Source organism: Bradyrhizobium sp. 138, assembly GCF_023074075.1.
Lineage (GTDB): Bacteria > Pseudomonadota > Alphaproteobacteria > Rhizobiales > Xanthobacteraceae > Bradyrhizobium.
On record NZ_JADPKT010000094.1, the window covers coordinates 384,057 to 398,618 of the forward strand.

Consider the following 14,562-nt stretch of genomic DNA (forward strand, 5'->3'; position numbering starts at 1 on the left):
TCCTGTTGCGAGACGCCGGCTTCCGTGCTTCAGTAGAAAAACGATTAACTAAGGTAAGGGGAGGCGGTGGTGCGGGGCGTGGATTGCGTCCGGCGCTCGACGGACCGCATTCGCGGGCCGGAGGGCTCGGCATGACCGGCTATGTGCTAGGTCGGCTGTTCGCGGCCATTCCCGTGCTGCTTGCCGTCGCGGTTTTCGTCTTTCTGTTGCTGAGCCTGGTGCCGGGTGATCCCGCCGTGTTGATCGCCGGTGACTTCGCCTCACCGTCGCAGGTGGAGGCGGTGCGCCAGGCGCTCGGACTCAATCTGCCGCTGCTGCCGCGTTTTCTCGCATGGGCCGGACGCATCCTGAGCGGCGATTTCGGCCTGTCGCTGTTCAGCCGCATCCCAGTCTCGCAGCTCGTCGCGCAGCGGATCGAGCCGACGCTGCTTCTCTCCCTCATGACGATCACGATTGCAGTGGTCGTCGCCGTGCCGCTTGGCCTCGTCGCCGCCTATCGTCCCAGGGGACTCGTCGCGCGCCTGACCATGGCAGGGGCGGTGCTCGGCTTCTCATTGCCGGTCTTCGTCGTCGCTTTCGCGCTTGTCTATACGCTCGCGCTCGGCCTGCACTGGTTTCCGGTACAGGGCTACAAGCCGCTTTCGCAAGGCGTGCTGGTCTGCCTGCATTCGCTCGTGCTGCCCGCGATCTCGCTGAGCTTCCTCTATATCGCCCTGATTGCGAGAGTGACGCGCGCCGCGGTGCTGGAGGTGCTGCGCGAAGATTATGTCCGCACCGCCCATGCCAAGGGGCTGGCGCCTCGCAAGATCATCGCACGGCACGTGCTCAGCAATGCCGCAGTCCCGATCATCACGGTCGTCGGCATCGGATTTGCTGCGCTGCTTGGTGGCGTCGTCGTCACCGAGACCGTGTTTTCCATTCCCGGCCTCGGCCGGCTGACGGCCGATTCGATTCTCCGGCGCGATTATCCGGTGGTGCAAGCTCTGATTCTGCTGTTCGCCTTTGTCTACGTCGTCGTCAATCTCGTGGTCGACATTCTCTACGCCGTCGTCGATCCGCGGATCCGGTACTGATGCGCGAGGAGCCGATGACGATCACCTCCGCAGCGGAAGGACTCGATACGCCGGACATCAGCGTCAACCGGTTTGCGCGGATCGCGAGCCTGCCGGTTCGTCAGCCTGTACTGGCTCTAAGCTGCGCTCTCCTGCTCGCCTTCGGCGCTCTGGCCGTGGTGAGCCCGTGGATCACCGCGGATCCCGCCGCGCTGGACCCGCTGAGCCGGCTTCAGTCGCCGTCGCTTGCGCAACCATTCGGAACCGATCAAGTCGGCCGGTCCGTGTTCGCTCGCGCGTTGACGGGAACACGTGTCTCGCTGTCGGTCGGGATTGCGGTTGCGATTCTCACCACGCTGATCGGCGTGAGCATCGGTGTCGTCGCCGGCTACTTCCGCAGCGTCGACAAGATCGTGATGCGCGCAATGGATGCGGTCATGGCGATCCCCGCGATCCTGCTCGCGATCGCGCTCGTGGCGCTGATCGGCGCTTCGCCCGTCGTGATCGTCACGGCAATCAGCCTGCCGGAAATTCCCCGTATGGCGCGCGTGGTGCGCGCCAGCGTCCTCACCTTGCGCGAACGCGTCTATGTCGAGGCCGCCATCATCTGCGGCGGGCGCACGACGGCCATCCTGGGTCGTCACATCCTGCCCGGCGCCGCTGGACCGATCATGGTGCAGTCGACCTACGTCTTTGCCTCCGCGATGATCCTGGAATCGATCCTGTCGTTTCTTGGCGCGGGCACGCCGCCGGACGTGCCGAGCTGGGGCAACATGATGTCGGAGGGGCGGCAATTCCTGCAGATCGCGCCGTGGATCCTCGGCTTCCCCGCCTTGATGTTGGCGATCACGGTGCTCGCCGCCAATTTGCTCGGCGATGCTCTTCGCGATCTGCTCGATCCGAGCTTTGCGGGAGGCGAGATGCGATGAGTGCGCCGCTGCTCTCGGTCGAGAACCTCTCCATTACGCTCAACAGGCGAGGCGCCCCGGTGCCGCTCGTCCGCAACGTCTCGTTTGCGATCGATCCGGGTGAAACGCTGTGCCTCGTCGGCGAGAGCGGCTGCGGCAAAAGCCTGACCGCGCTCTCCATCATTGGTCTGCTCAACCAAAACGTCATGCAGATCGCTTCCGGACGCATCCTCTTCGAAGGGCGCGATCTCGTCACGCTCGGTGCCGAAGAGCTGCGCAAACTTCGGGGCGACCGTCTCGCCATGGTGTTTCAGGAGCCGATGACGTCGCTCAATCCCCTGTTGCGCGTTGGTGAGCAGATCGCGGAGGTGATCGTCGAGCATCGTGGCGTGTCCGAAGCGGACGCACGGCGGCAGGCGATCGGATTGCTCGATCTCGTCCGCATTCCGGATGCGCGGCGGCGTGCCTCCGAGTTTCCGCACCAGCTCTCCGGCGGCATGCGGCAGCGCGTGATGATTGCGATGGCGCTCGCACTGCGTCCCGCATTGTTGATCGCCGACGAGCCGACCACCGCGCTCGACGTCACCATCCAGGCCCAGGTGTTGACCCTGATCGACGATCTGCGTCGCGAGTTCGGCACATCGGTACTCCTGATCACACACGACCTTGGGGTCGTCGCGGAAATGGCCGACCGTGTCGTCGTGCTCTATGCCGGGAGCATCGTCGAGCAGGCCGGCGTCAACGACATCTTCGATGCCGCGGCCCATCCCTACACCCGCAGCCTGCTCGGCGCGATCGGTCAACTCAACAGCGGCACCCGGGATCGTCTCGTCGAGATCCCCGGCAGCGTGCCGAGCCCGGCCTTGCTCGGCACGGGCTGCGCCTTTCGCCAGCGTTGTGGCGCGGCAATGCCGGTGTGTCAGTCCGATCTGCCGCGGTTGTCGGGCGCAGGCGAGCACCTGGCGGCATGCTGGCTTGGTAAGGCCGGCGCAGTGGAGCCTGCATGAGCGCCGTCCTCGAAGTCTCCGGTCTGACCCAGATCTTCACCTCACGGAAGGGGCCTTTCGGGCTGTTCGGCCGGCGCGAGCTTCGCGCGGTCGACGACGTCAGCTTCGCTGTCGCGCGCGCACGCACTTTTTGCCTCGTTGGTGAAAGCGGCTGCGGCAAGACCACGATCGGCCGCATGGTCGTGCGCCTGTTGCGGCCGACGGCCGGCTCCGTCCACATCAATGGCGAGGACTTCGGCAATCTCTCCGGCGAGACGCTGCGGAAGAAGCGCCAGCAGGTGCAGATGGTATTCCAGGATCCCCTCGCCTGTCTCAACTCGCGCATGACGGCGGCGGAGATCGTCGAAGAACCCCTGCAGAATTTCGGCATCGGCGATGCCATGTCGCGACGGCGCAAGGTCGCGCGGCTGTTCGACCAGGTGGGCCTGCCGCAACATTTTCGGGCACGTCTGCCGCATCACCTGTCCGGCGGGCAACGGCAGCGTCTCGGCATCGCACGGGCACTCGCCGCAGATCCCGCGCTGATCGTCGCGGACGAGGCGGTCGCCGCACTAGACGTGTCGATCCGCTCGCAAATCCTGAATCTCTTGAAGGATGTGCAGCGCGAGATCGGGATCTCCTATCTGTTCATCTCGCATGATCTCGCGGTGGTGCGCTATCTCGCGGACGACGTGGCGGTGATGTATCTCGGCGCCGTCGTCGAACAGGGGCCGGCGGAGACCGTGTTCGCTGCGCCGGCGCATCCCTATACGCGCGCGTTGATCGATTCTGTCCCTGCGGTCCACCCGCGCAACCGCCGCCGCCGCGCGCCTCTCGAAGGCGAGGTGCCGAGCGCCGCTTCGCTGCCGTCCGGATGCCGCTTTCGCACGCGCTGTCCGTTCGCAACGGACATTTGCGCACGACACGCGCCGGCGGTGACCGAGATCACGCCTGGCCACGCCGTCGCCTGTCACCACGCACGGTCGCTGCCACGCTTCGATGCTCCGGGTCCGGGCCGGACCGCGACCCCTGACGCAGTCGCCTAGAAGCAGCAAACGGGAGGAGTACCAAATGAAATCGCCGAAACGAATATTTGCCGTCATGGTCGCAGCCGGTTTGCTGGGTGCAATATCGCCTGCCGTTGCGGAGACGGTGCTCAAGATCCGCCCGTTCGGAGATCTCAAGCAGATCGATCCCGTGATCACGTCCGACTATATGGTTCGTAACCACGGCTATATGGTGTACGACACGCTGTTCTCGCTGGATGAGAAGCTCGTCGCGCAGCCGCAGATGCTGGAGTCCTTTGCGGTCAGCAGCGATCAACTCACTTATTCGTTCACGCTGCGCGGCGGCCTGACTTTCAGCAATGGCCAGCCGGTCACCGCGGAAGATGCGGTCGTTTCACTGAAGCGCTGGTGGCAGCGTGACGGTCTCGGGCAACAGCTTGCTTCCGTCAGCGACAGCTTGACGGCGAAGGACGAAAAGTCCTTCGAGCTGAAGCTCAAGCGTCCGTGGGGGCTGGTGATCGAAGCGCTCTCCAAGCCGAGCTCCAATGTGCCCTTCATCATGCCGAAGGCGATCGCGGCGACGCCGGCCGATACCGCCATCACAGATTCGACCGGCTCCGGTCCCTTTACGATGAAAAAGGACGAGTGGGTTCCGGGCTCCAAGGTCGTCTATATCAAGAACCCGTCCTACAAACCGCGCTCGGAACCGGCAAGCGGGCTTGCCGGCGGCAAGCTCGCCAAGGTCGACCGGGTCGAATGGCATTACATTCCGGATGCGCAGACCGCGCTCAATGCGCTCCAGGCCGGCGAGATCGACATTTTCGAGGAGGTGCCGCCGGACTTCCTGCCGACACTTGCCGGCAACGCCGACATCAAGACCATGCCGCAGGACACGCTCGGCATGCAGATGGTGTTTCGCATGAACGTTGCGGTGCCGCCGTTCAACAATCCAAAGGTCCGGCAGGCGATCAGCTACATGATCGACCAGGACAAGTTCGCGCGCGCCTATGTCAGCGACCCCAAGCTCTACAAGAACTGCTCGAGCTTCTACATGTGCTCGTCGCCCTATTTCACGGCCGCTGGCTGGACCAAGCCCGATATCGAGAAAGCCAAGAAGCTGATTGCCGAGAGTGGTTATGACGGTACGCCGGTGGTGGTGCTGCATGCGACCGAAAGCGGGCCGACAAATACGTTCAGCCTCGTCGCCGAGCAGCTGATGCGGCAGATCGGCCTCAAGGTCGAGCCACAGGCGATGGACTGGGGCACGTTGGTCGGGCGCCGTGCGTCCAAGGAAACCGTCGACAAGGGCGGCTGGTCGCTGTTCATGTCGGGGCCGACGGGCGCCGACATGTTCGAGCCGGTCGGCCATCTTGGTCTGCGCTCAAACTGCGACAAGGCCTGGTTCGGCTGGCCTTGCGACGAGCAGATCGAAAAGCTGCGCAACGAATTCGCGTTTGCGACAGATAGCGAGCAGAAGAAGAAGATCGCGGCCGACCTCCAGCTCCGCGCTGTCGACTATGTGCCGTATTGGCCGGCTGCACAGCTTTATCTGGTGCGGGCTGTGCGCAGCAATGTCGACGGCATCGTGAAGGGCGCGGTCCCGGTCTACTGGAACATCACCAAGAAGTAGTTCAATCCGGCCGGGCGTCGCAATTTGCGATCGCCCGGCCGCCTACTGGCGATGATGTTCTTCCTGTTCCTGCCAATCACCGATCGCAGGACTGCGCGGATGACGCTCTTCATGCCGTGTGCGCTGTCGACAGTGTTCTCGGCTTTCATCACCCGAAGCCATGTTGCGCCGGCGCAACTCGCCGGCATCTTCGCGGCGCGGTGAGCGGAAGGTGCGACGGTTCCAACCGCTCCGGAGGAACCAATTGCCACCAGCAACATTCTGATGGAGGGTTCGACGCGAGCCCGGGTTGTGCGCGCCTCCAGCATTTCGGCGTTCGCGACGTCGCCTCTGGCGATGGGGGAATTGTGAGCACGGTCATAGAGAACTTGCTGTTGCGGAAGCAGAAGCTCGTGGAACAGCTCGACACGGCGCCGTCGGTGGAGGATCGCGACAAGATCGAGTACCAGCTCGAGCAGATCAACACCGCGCTGGATTTCCTGGACAGGCCGGGGCCGCAGGAAGAGCGGTAGGCGCTCAATCCACTTTCAGCGCTTTCGCGTACACGGTTCCCGAATTGGTGATGTGCGTCGTCATCAGGTCTTCGAAGGCGGCGAACGCGCCGCGTGCGAACAAATCGAGCAGCTTGCGATGCTCGTCGAAGGACGTGCGGGTACGCACGTCGATCGGCGAGGTCAGGTTGGTGCGGAGCGCGGCGACGCGGCCGGAGACCAACTGATAGGATTCGGCGAGGTAGCGGTTGCCGCAATGGGTGAACAGTGCCTCGTGAAAGGCAGCATCGGCGCGGCCATAGGCGATGTTGTTCTTGGCCGTGACCGCCGGCTCCATCGCCGCGATCGCTGCACTCATCGCCGCGATCGCGCCGTCGCGATCGTGGCGGAAGGCGAGTTCGGCCGCTCTGGGTTCGAGCGCGATGCGGAAGGTGCAGAGCGCGTTGATGTCGTCCGCGCTCGGCGTGAACACGAAACTGCCGACCTGCGGGCGGATCACCACGAGGCCTTGTGCCTGCAACTGGCCCATGGCCTCGCGCACCGGCGTGCGGCTGACACCGAAGGAATTGGCCACCATCTCCTCGGAGATGGCGGCCCCGAGCGCGAACTCGCCGTCGATGATCGCCTGGCGCAACCGCTGCATCACCCGCCGCGACAGCGATTTCGGCGTATCGAGCTTGAGCGATCGCATCCGTTCTCTCAGACCACTTTGCCGGGATTGAGCAGATGATCGGGATCGAGCGCCGCCTTCAGCGTCCGCATCAGCGCGATCTCGGCCTCGCTCCTGGCATGGCCCAGCCACTTCTTCTTCAAGGTGCCGATGCCGTGCTCGGCCGAGACGCTGCCGCCGAGCTCGCGCACGAGACCGTAGATGATCGCGTCCATCTCTTCCTTCGGCTGCTGCTCGACGGCAAGGCCGGTGACCCAGGACACCAGATGCAGATTGCCGTCGCCGATATGGCCGTAATAGACGCTCTCGCAGCCCTTGATGCCGGAGGCGAGCGCGGCCTTGCAGCGCGTGACGAACTCGTCCATGCGCTTAACCGCAAGGCCGATATCATAAGAGATGTGCGGGCCCAGCACCTGGCCGAACTCGGCGCAGATGTCGCGCACGCGCCAGAAGCTTTGCGTCTGCGCCAGCGATTGCGCGACGGCAGCATCCGCCAGCAGCCCGCGCTCCATCAGCTCCTCGAGCCAGGCCTGGAAGCGCGGCGCGTCGACGCTCTCGTCGGTGCCCTGTGCTTCGACCAGCACATAGAGGCCGTGACCTGCGGCGACCGGCGGCTTCACGCCGGCACGTATCGTGATCACGTCCCAATAGTCCGGCCACATCACCTCGAACGCCGACAGCAGCGGGCCGAGCCCCGAGCGCGCCGCATCGAGCAGGGCGATCACCGCGGCATAGTCCTTGAGCGCGCACAGCGCAGCCATGGTCGAGCGCGGCTTAGGGAACAGCTTCAGCACCACGCGGGTGATGATGCCGAGCGTGCCTTCGGAGCCGATGAAGAGGTGCTTCAGATCGTAGCCGGCATTGTTCTTCATCAGCTTGTTGAGGCTGGTCATGACGGTGCCGTCCGGCAGCACCACTTCCAGGCCGAGCACCAGCTCGCGCGTCATGCCGTAGCGGATCACGCGGTTGCCGCCGGCATTGGTCGAGAGATTGCCGCCGATCGCACAGGAGCCGCGCGAGCCGAGGTCGAGCGGAAAGAAGAAGCCGGCCTCGTCGGCGGCCTTCTGGATCGTCTCCAGCGGCGTGCCCGCTTTCACCGTCATCGTCGCCGAGGCCGGGTCGATCTCTTCGATGCCCGTCATGCGCTCCAGCGAGATCGCGACCCAGCCTGCTTCGGGCGATGCGCCGCGGCACAGCCCGGTCAATCCGCCCTGCGGCACAAACGGAAGCCGCGCCTGCCGGCAGGCCAGAATCGCATCGGCGACGCCTTGCGCATCGACGGGGCGGATCACCGCGAGCGGCGTCTGCGGCAGGCTCGCGCTCCAGTCGTTGCAATTGCGTGCCGGCACGTCGGTGCCGATCAACACGGCGGCTGCGCCGAGCTTGTCGCGCAGGGCGCCGAGCAATTGGTCGGGTCGCCCAACGGGGGTCACCATGTTCATGCGAGACCTCCTCTGAAGATGGGCTGCGCTCATGCGCACCGGTGCGCGGAAAGGGTTTGCGTGTGTCTTGTATGTAAGGTACAAGGTGAAAAGTAAAGCAAAAACAAGGTCCGATACGGTTTCGTAAGATCGTTGAAGATCAGAGGCTTAGTTCGGGATCGAAGCAAAGGGCAGTGTCATGACCGAGGCAATTCGCGGGTTCTGGGTGGCGTCGGCGACGCCGCTGGCGGCCGACGGCAGCGTGGATTCGGCAAAGCTCGCGGCTCACGCCAAGCAGCTGTTTGGCAAGGGCGTCGACGGCGTTGTGCTGTTCGGCACCACCGGTGAGGGCACATCCTTCAACGTCGCGGAGCGTCTCGCGAGCATCGAAGCCGTGCTGAAGGCCGGTGTTGCGCCGGAGCGTATCGGCATCGGCGGCGGCTTTCCCGCCATCACCGACAGCATCGCACTCTCGCGCGCCGTGCTTGGCCTCGGCCTGCGTCACGTGCTGGTGCTGCCGCCTTACTTCGACCGTAGCGTCACGCCTGATGGTATCGAGGATGCCTTTGCCGCGATCATCGACGGCGTTGCCGACGACCGGCTGCGCGCCTATCTCTATCACATCCCGCAAACGTCGGGCGTCGCGATCCCCACCAGCGTCGCTGCGAACTTGCGCAAGCGTTACGGCAAGGTGGTCGCGGGTCTGAAAGATTCCAGCGGCGACTTCAAGCAGTTCCAGGCCTTCCGTGCCGCAGCTCCCGAGCTCGCCATCACGGTGGGCAACGAAGCCGATATCGCCCGCGCGATCGCCGCCGGCGGCGCGGGCACCATCTGCGGCATGGCCAACGTCGTTCCCGAGCTGGTTCAGGGCATGGTCGACGGCAAGGATGTCGAGGCGCGCATGCAGGCTGCAATCGACGTCGTGCTGAAGACGCCGTCGTTCCTCGCGACGCTGAAGGCGATCCTCGCAGCGCAGACCGGCGACCCCGCCTGGCTGCGCGTGCGCCCGCCGCTCCGCGCGTTGTCGGACGGCGCCGCGTTCAAGCGGAAGCTCGACGATTTGACGGCGCCTGCCGTCGCGTAACATCGCGACACGGCGCGGCAAATTCGCGTGCTGCGTGCCGCGCTTGCCGTCGCCGCAATTGCAGATTGCGGTCGGTGCCGATCTGTTCTCAAACGGTCTGCTATTAGAGCGATTCAAGTCCGCCTGCGGTTCTCTTCGCGCGCCGTGGCTGTTAGACGCGCCAGCTTCAATGCTGTGTCTGACCTGGAAGTGAATCGAACGTGCCTGTTCATCTGGACGGCCTATGCGTCAACGGTCGTCGAACTCACGCCGGCAAGAGCCGTGCGAGTCTTCTCATCGGAGCGGCCGTGCTGCTCGCTGAATGCAGCTCCAACACGACGACGGTGCGGGCGCAATCGGCGTTGCCGCCGGTGACGGTGGATGCGCCGGTGCAGCGGCCGAAACCGGCGCGCGCGTCGGAGCAGTCGTCACGCCGCACCCAGACCGCCGCGCGCCAGCGCAACCGTAATTCCGCCTCCGCAGCGCCGACGCTCTCGGAGCGCGCGGCCGCGGAAGCCGCCGCGCAGCAGGCCGCCAAGCTCGGCTATCGCGCGATGCCGAGCGCGACGACGCTACGCAGCGGCGCGTCCCCGCTCGACACATCGCAGGCCGTCAACGTCGTGCCCGAGCAGGTGTTGAAGGACCAACTGCCCCGCAACATCGACGATGCGCTCATCAACGTCTCCGGCATCACCCAGACCAACACGCTGGCCGGCAGCCAGGACGCCGTGATCCGCCGCGGCTTCGGCGACAATCGCGACGGCTCGATCATGCGCAACGGCATGCCGCTGGTGCAGGGCCGCAGCCTCAATCCCGCGGTCGAAAGCGTCGAGGTGCTGAAGGGGCCGGCCTCGCTGCTCTACGGCATCATGGATCCCGGCGGCATCGTCAACACCATCAGCAAGCGGCCGGAACTCTATCAGCACGGCTCGATCACGCTGCTCGGCTCGGCCTTCAACGCCTCCAAGACCGGCGCCGACGGCCTGCTCGACATCACCGGCCCGATCGGCGAGCAGGGCCTTGCCTATCGCTTCATCGGTTACGGCGTCAGCGAGGACTATTGGCGCAACTTCGGCCGTCACCGCGAGATACTGGTGGCGCCGTCGCTGGCCTGGTACGGCCAGGACACCACGGTGCAGCTCAATTACGAGCACCGCGAATTCATCTACCCGTTCGATCGCGGCACGGCGTTCAATCCGGCGACCAAGGCGCCACTGGCCGTGCCGTCCACGCGCCGGTTGGATGAGCCGTTCAACAACACCTGGGGCACGTCGGACTTGATCCAGGGCTCGGTCGAGCACCGCTTCGACCAGGACTGGAAGCTCTACGCAGGCTACAGCTACAACACCGAAACCTTCAGCGCCAACCAGCTCCGCATCACCAACATCAACTTCACGACCGGCAACGAGACGCGCAGCAACGATGGCACGGGAAGCTCGCTCAGCAACGTCAGCTACGGAACGTCTTATATCTCTGGGAGCTTCTGGCTCGGCGACATGCGCAATGAGGTGGTGTTCGGCGGCGACGGCCAGTATCGTACCATCTACCGCGATAACCTGATCCGGCAGACCACGCCCGCCTTCAACGTCTACAATCCCGTCTACGGTCTGATCGGCCCCGGCTCAACTGTGTCCAACAGCGACAGCGCCCAGACCGACAAGCTCGGCCAATGGTCGCTGTTTGCCCAGGACACGCTACATCTCACCGAGCGGTTCGCGCTGGTCGGCGGCGTGCGCTATATGGACTACGATCAGATCGCCGGACGCGGAAAGCCGTTCAAGACCAATACCAACGTGTCGCAAGACAAGGTGCTGCCGCTTGGCGGCGCCATCTTCAAGCTGACCGACCAGATCTCGCTCTATGCGAGCTACACGCAATCGCTGAAGCCGAATTCGACGATTGCGCCGATCGGCGTGGTGATCGACTCCAACGTCGCCCCGGAAGAGGGCGTGTCATACGAGGCCGGCGTCAAGTTCGATCTGAACAAGCGTATCTCCGGCACGCTTGCGCTCTACGATCTCGACAAGAAGAACGTGCAGACGACGAAGACCAACAGTGCGGGCGTGGTCGAGCTCCACACCGTCGGCCGTGCCCACTCGCGCGGCATCGAGCTGGACGTCACCGGCAGGCTCACCGACGGCTGGGCCTTGATCGGCAGCTATGGCTATACCGATGCCCGCGTGACGGCGTCCGATGATCTGACGTTGCTCGGCAAGAAGCTGCAAAACGTCGCCTTGAACACTGCATCGCTCTATCTAGTCTACGACTTCGGCACAGTATTGCCCGGCCAGCTTCGCCTCGGCGGCGGCGCGCGCTATGTCGGGGATCGTCCCGGCGATTCCATCAACTCCTTCTTCCTGCCGTCCTATGTGGTCGCTGACATCTTTGCGACCTATGAGACGAAGCACCAGAACACGCCGGTGATCTACCAGTTCAACGTCAAGAACCTGTTCGACACCGTCTACTACTCCTCCGCCGTCAACAATCTGAACGTCGCCATCGGCGACGCGCGGCGTGTCTCGCTGTCGGCGACGGTGAAGTTCTAGCCATGGCAGCGCGGTGGGGACACACGATCAAGGCGGTCCTGTTCCAGGTCCATTCCATCGCGGGCCTTGTCCTCGCGCTGCTGGTGTCCCTGATCGCGCTATCAGGCGCGATCATGAGTTTCGAGGACGAGATCGTCGATCATCTCAACGCCGGCATCATGCAGGTCGCGCCGCGTCAGGCGCCCGTACTGATGCCGGACGCGCTGGTCGCGCGACTGAAGGCGGCGCAGGATCTCGGCAACGTCTCGGCCGTCACGCTGTCGAGCGATCCGTCGTCGGCGGCCCATGTCCGCTTCGGCCGTGACGAGCAGGGCGGACGCCCGGCCTCGCTCTATGTCGATCCCTATGACGCACACGTGCTGGGCTCGCCCCGCGGCGAGGCCTTCTTCGCGACCGTGCGCAAGCTGCATCGCTGGCTGCTGATTCCCAGCGACGGCAAGGGTTGGGGACGTCCGATCACCGGCACGATCGCCCTCGGTCTGATCGTCATGCTCATCTCGGGTCTCGTGCTGCGCTGGCCGCGTCGCGCCGGCAGCGTGAAGATGTGGCTGAAGCCGAATCTCGGGCTCAGCGGCCGCGGACTGCACCGGACGCTGCACACCGTGATCGGCACCTGGGTTCTCCCGATCTATCTGACGATGACGCTCACCGGGCTGTATTTCTCCTTCGAGTGGTACAAGGACGGCGTGACCTGGCTGTTGGCGCGTCCTCACCTCACCGCAGCGAAGATGCCCGCAAAGTCGCCGCGTGCGGCCGGCCGCGCCGAGCCGGCGTCGCCAATCGGATTCGATCAGGCATGGACGACCTTCCAGCGCGAGGAGGGCGACCGGTTCTCAAGGGCCTTGCTGACGTTGCCGGCGGGGCCGGGTACGGCGATACGCATCCGGTCGTGGGGGAAGGCGTCGTTGCTCGAGACCACGCGCGACGAATTCCGCATCGATGCCGTCACCGGGCAATTGGTGTCCGCCGAGCGCTATGCCGACAAGACCTTTGGCGAAACGATCATCGCCGCCATCTACGACACCCATCGCGGCGCGATCCTGGGCTGGCCGGGCAAGCTCGCCTTCATGATGGCCGCGATGCTGATGCCGTTGTTCGCGGTCACGGGAATCCTGCTCTATCTGTCGCGCCGCAAGCTGCGCCGTCCGGCACAGCCACCGCTGGGACGGCTCGTTCCCGGCGAGTGAGCCGGCAAGGCTAGCCAACTCGCTTCCAATCGGTCAAAAGCCCATGGCTTATCCCTGTCAGGGTCCATGCCATGAAGCTCCCCACCGTCACCCCCGCCGATATCCGCCGCGCGCTGCTCTTGCGTGAGGAGATTGCGCTGCTCGATCTCAGATACGAGGCAGGCTTCGCGACCGGGCATCCGCTGTTCGCCGCCAACATGGCCGTGGACCGGATCGAGATCGAGGCCGAGACCAGGCTGCCGCGCAAGGACGTGGCGATCGTGCTCTATGACGATGGTGAAGGGCTGGTCGCGACCGGCGCCGAGCGCCTCGCCGCGCTCGGCTATATCCATATCAGCGCGCTTGACGGCGGGCTGAGGGCCTGGCGTGCGGCGGGCTATGAGGTTTTCGAGGACGTCAATTCCTATTCGAAAGCGTTCGGCGAACTGGTCGAGTCGCGCAGGCATACGCCGTCGCTCAGTGCCGACGAGGTCGCCAAGCTGATCGCCGACAAGGCTGACATCGCCATCCTCGACGTTCGCCGCTTCGACGAGTACGCCACCATGAACATTCCGGGCTCAGTCAGCGTGCCCGGCGCGGAGCTGGTGCTGCGCGCAGGGCAGGCCGCGCCTGATCCTGACACTACCATCATCGTCAATTGTGCCGGCCGCACCCGCTCCATCATCGGCACCCAGTCGTTGATCAATGCCGGCGTGCCCAACAGGGTCCGCGCGCTGCGCAACGGCACCATCGGCTGGACGCTGGCACGACATAGGCTCGACCACGGCGCCGACAGGCGCGGCGCGATCGGACCGTTCGAGGGCGGTCCGGCCAATGCGCGCGATGTCGCCTATCGCGCCGGCGTGCGCCACATCGTCGCGAACGAGATGGCCACACTTGTTGCGCAGTCTGGCCGCACGCTCTACCTCTTCGATGTGCGCGATGCGGAAGAATATGCCGCCGGCCATCTCCCGGGCTTCCGCCACTATCCCGGTGGTCAGCTCGTCCAGGAAACCGACATGGCCGCGCCGGTGCGCGGGGCGCGTATCGTCCTGACCGACGACAGGAACGTCCGCGCCGACATGACGGCGTCGTGGCTGGCGCAGATGGGCTGGGAGGTCTATGTGCTGGAGGGAGGCTATGACGGCGCGCTCGAGATCGGCCCGCCGCGCGTGCTGCCCAAGCCCGATCCAGCCCACCGCTACCGCCGTCCCTATGAAGGTACCGACGTCGCGCAAGCCGCGATGCAGGCCTATCTCGATTGGGAATACGGCCTCGTCGAGCAGCTCCGCCGCGACGGCACGCACGGGTTTTATGTGATTTGAGACTGAGCTAAACGCGCGTCTGGACGGTGCACTACTCCCTCACCGTCACCCTGAGGAGGCCGCTTCTTTGCGGCCCCCGAAGGGCGACGGCCCGGCTACATCGGGGCCGTGCATCCTTCGAGGCTCCCCATGGGACGCGTTGCGTCCCATGCCTCGCGCCTCAGATCCTATGGGGCGGCGGGTGGTCAAGAGGTTAGGATTGGATTGCCAACCACCCAGCCTCGGAGGACCAAGATGATCAAGCTCGATCGCACTGACGCACCCGCCGCTGCAGAGTATGCCACAGTCTATCTGGCT

13 protein-coding genes are annotated in these 14,562 nt (G+C 64.8%); 10 read left to right on the forward strand and 3 right to left on the reverse strand.

All coding sequences use genetic code 11. The annotated features are described in order from the left end of the window. The first annotated feature begins 131 nt into the window (after positions 1-131). The 5 genes from IVA79_RS34090 to IVA79_RS34110 are packed head-to-tail and all read left to right on the forward strand — an operon-like array spanning position 132 to position 5,583. Positions 132-1,073 (forward strand): ABC transporter permease, encoded by a 942-nt coding sequence (locus IVA79_RS34090; RefSeq protein WP_247561510.1) that lies wholly within the window; start codon positions 132-134, stop codon positions 1,071-1,073. 14 nt (positions 1,074-1,087) lie between these two features. Next, on the forward strand, positions 1,088-1,981 hold the full coding sequence (locus IVA79_RS34095; protein WP_247561512.1) for an ABC transporter permease: 894 nt from the start codon (positions 1,088-1,090) through the stop codon (positions 1,979-1,981). After that, on the forward strand, positions 1,978-2,967 hold the full coding sequence (locus tag IVA79_RS34100; RefSeq protein ID WP_247561513.1) for an ABC transporter ATP-binding protein: 990 nt from the start codon (positions 1,978-1,980) through the stop codon (positions 2,965-2,967). Before IVA79_RS34095 ends, IVA79_RS34100 begins: the two co-directional genes overlap by 4 nt. After that, positions 2,964-3,992: an ABC transporter ATP-binding protein gene (locus IVA79_RS34105; RefSeq protein WP_247561515.1), complete on the forward strand. Its 1,029-nt coding sequence runs from the start codon at positions 2,964-2,966 to the stop codon at positions 3,990-3,992. Before IVA79_RS34100 ends, IVA79_RS34105 begins: the two co-directional genes overlap by 4 nt. A 25-nt stretch (positions 3,993-4,017) precedes the next feature. Next, the gene (locus tag IVA79_RS34110; RefSeq protein ID WP_247561517.1) at positions 4,018-5,583 is read left to right on the forward strand and encodes an ABC transporter substrate-binding protein; all 1,566 of its coding nucleotides are present in this window, start codon (positions 4,018-4,020) and stop codon (positions 5,581-5,583) included. On the opposite strand, the gene IVA79_RS34115 is transcribed toward IVA79_RS34110, so the two are convergent. Next, positions 5,559-5,891, reverse strand: a complete 333-nt coding sequence (locus tag IVA79_RS34115) for a hypothetical protein (RefSeq protein WP_247561518.1) — start codon at positions 5,889-5,891, stop codon at positions 5,559-5,561. The genes IVA79_RS34110 and IVA79_RS34115 overlap by 25 nt on opposite strands. A 39-nt stretch (positions 5,892-5,930) precedes the next feature. Between IVA79_RS34115 and IVA79_RS34120 the strand changes: the two genes are divergently transcribed. Beyond that, positions 5,931-6,095, forward strand: coding sequence for a hypothetical protein (locus tag IVA79_RS34120; RefSeq protein ID WP_247561519.1), 165 nt, complete (start codon positions 5,931-5,933; stop codon positions 6,093-6,095). Positions 6,096-6,099: 4 nt separating this feature from the next. Here the strand turns inward: IVA79_RS34120 and IVA79_RS34125 are convergent, their stop codons facing one another. After that, positions 6,100-6,765: a GntR family transcriptional regulator gene (locus IVA79_RS34125; RefSeq protein ID WP_247561521.1), complete on the reverse strand. Its 666-nt coding sequence runs from the start codon at positions 6,763-6,765 to the stop codon at positions 6,100-6,102. An 8-nt stretch (positions 6,766-6,773) separates the two neighbouring features. Next, positions 6,774-8,186 carry an FAD-binding oxidoreductase gene (locus tag IVA79_RS34130; RefSeq protein WP_247561522.1) on the reverse strand — a complete coding sequence of 471 codons (1,413 nt, stop codon included), beginning with the start codon at positions 8,184-8,186 and terminating at the stop codon, positions 6,774-6,776. A 178-nt stretch (positions 8,187-8,364) separates the two neighbouring features. Between IVA79_RS34130 and IVA79_RS34135 the strand changes: the two genes are divergently transcribed. From IVA79_RS34135 to IVA79_RS34150, 4 genes are all read left to right on the forward strand, one after another. Next, positions 8,365-9,249 carry a dihydrodipicolinate synthase family protein gene (locus IVA79_RS34135; protein WP_247561524.1) on the forward strand — a complete coding sequence of 295 codons (885 nt, stop codon included), beginning with the start codon at positions 8,365-8,367 and terminating at the stop codon, positions 9,247-9,249. Between the two features lie 200 nt (positions 9,250-9,449). Beyond that, a complete protein-coding gene (locus tag IVA79_RS34140) occupies positions 9,450-11,774 on the forward strand; it encodes a TonB-dependent siderophore receptor (protein WP_247561525.1) in 2,325 nt (774 codons plus the stop codon). Between the two features lie 2 nt (positions 11,775-11,776). Next, the gene (locus IVA79_RS34145) at positions 11,777-12,961 is read left to right on the forward strand and encodes a PepSY-associated TM helix domain-containing protein (RefSeq protein WP_247561526.1); all 1,185 of its coding nucleotides are present in this window, start codon (positions 11,777-11,779) and stop codon (positions 12,959-12,961) included. Positions 12,962-13,032: 71 nt separating this feature from the next. Continuing rightward, positions 13,033-14,265, forward strand: coding sequence for a rhodanese-like domain-containing protein (locus tag IVA79_RS34150; protein WP_247561527.1), 1,233 nt, complete (start codon positions 13,033-13,035; stop codon positions 14,263-14,265). The last annotated feature ends 297 nt before the right edge of the window (positions 14,266-14,562 follow it).

Excerpts from the sequence above, each read along its gene's own strand:
- IVA79_RS34090 (WP_247561510.1), top strand. The coding sequence starts at position 132 with ATGACCGGCTATGTGCTAGGTCGGCTGTTCGCGGCCATTCCCGTGCTG.
- IVA79_RS34095 (WP_247561512.1), top strand. The coding sequence starts at position 1,088 with ATGACGATCACCTCCGCAGCGGAAGGACTCGATACGCCGGACATCAGC.
- IVA79_RS34100 (WP_247561513.1), top strand. The coding sequence starts at position 1,978 with ATGAGTGCGCCGCTGCTCTCGGTCGAGAACCTCTCCATTACGCTCAAC.
- IVA79_RS34105 (WP_247561515.1), top strand. The coding sequence starts at position 2,964 with ATGAGCGCCGTCCTCGAAGTCTCCGGTCTGACCCAGATCTTCACCTCA.
- IVA79_RS34110 (WP_247561517.1), top strand. The coding sequence starts at position 4,018 with ATGAAATCGCCGAAACGAATATTTGCCGTCATGGTCGCAGCCGGTTTG.
- IVA79_RS34115 (WP_247561518.1), bottom strand. The coding sequence starts at position 5,891 with ATGCTGGAGGCGCGCACAACCCGGGCTCGCGTCGAACCCTCCATCAGA.
- IVA79_RS34125 (WP_247561521.1), bottom strand. The coding sequence starts at position 6,765 with ATGCGATCGCTCAAGCTCGATACGCCGAAATCGCTGTCGCGGCGGGTG.
- IVA79_RS34130 (WP_247561522.1), bottom strand. The coding sequence starts at position 8,186 with ATGAACATGGTGACCCCCGTTGGGCGACCCGACCAATTGCTCGGCGCC.
- IVA79_RS34135 (WP_247561524.1), top strand. The coding sequence starts at position 8,365 with ATGACCGAGGCAATTCGCGGGTTCTGGGTGGCGTCGGCGACGCCGCTG.
- IVA79_RS34145 (WP_247561526.1), top strand. The coding sequence starts at position 11,777 with ATGGCAGCGCGGTGGGGACACACGATCAAGGCGGTCCTGTTCCAGGTC.
- IVA79_RS34150 (WP_247561527.1), top strand. The coding sequence starts at position 13,033 with ATGAAGCTCCCCACCGTCACCCCCGCCGATATCCGCCGCGCGCTGCTC.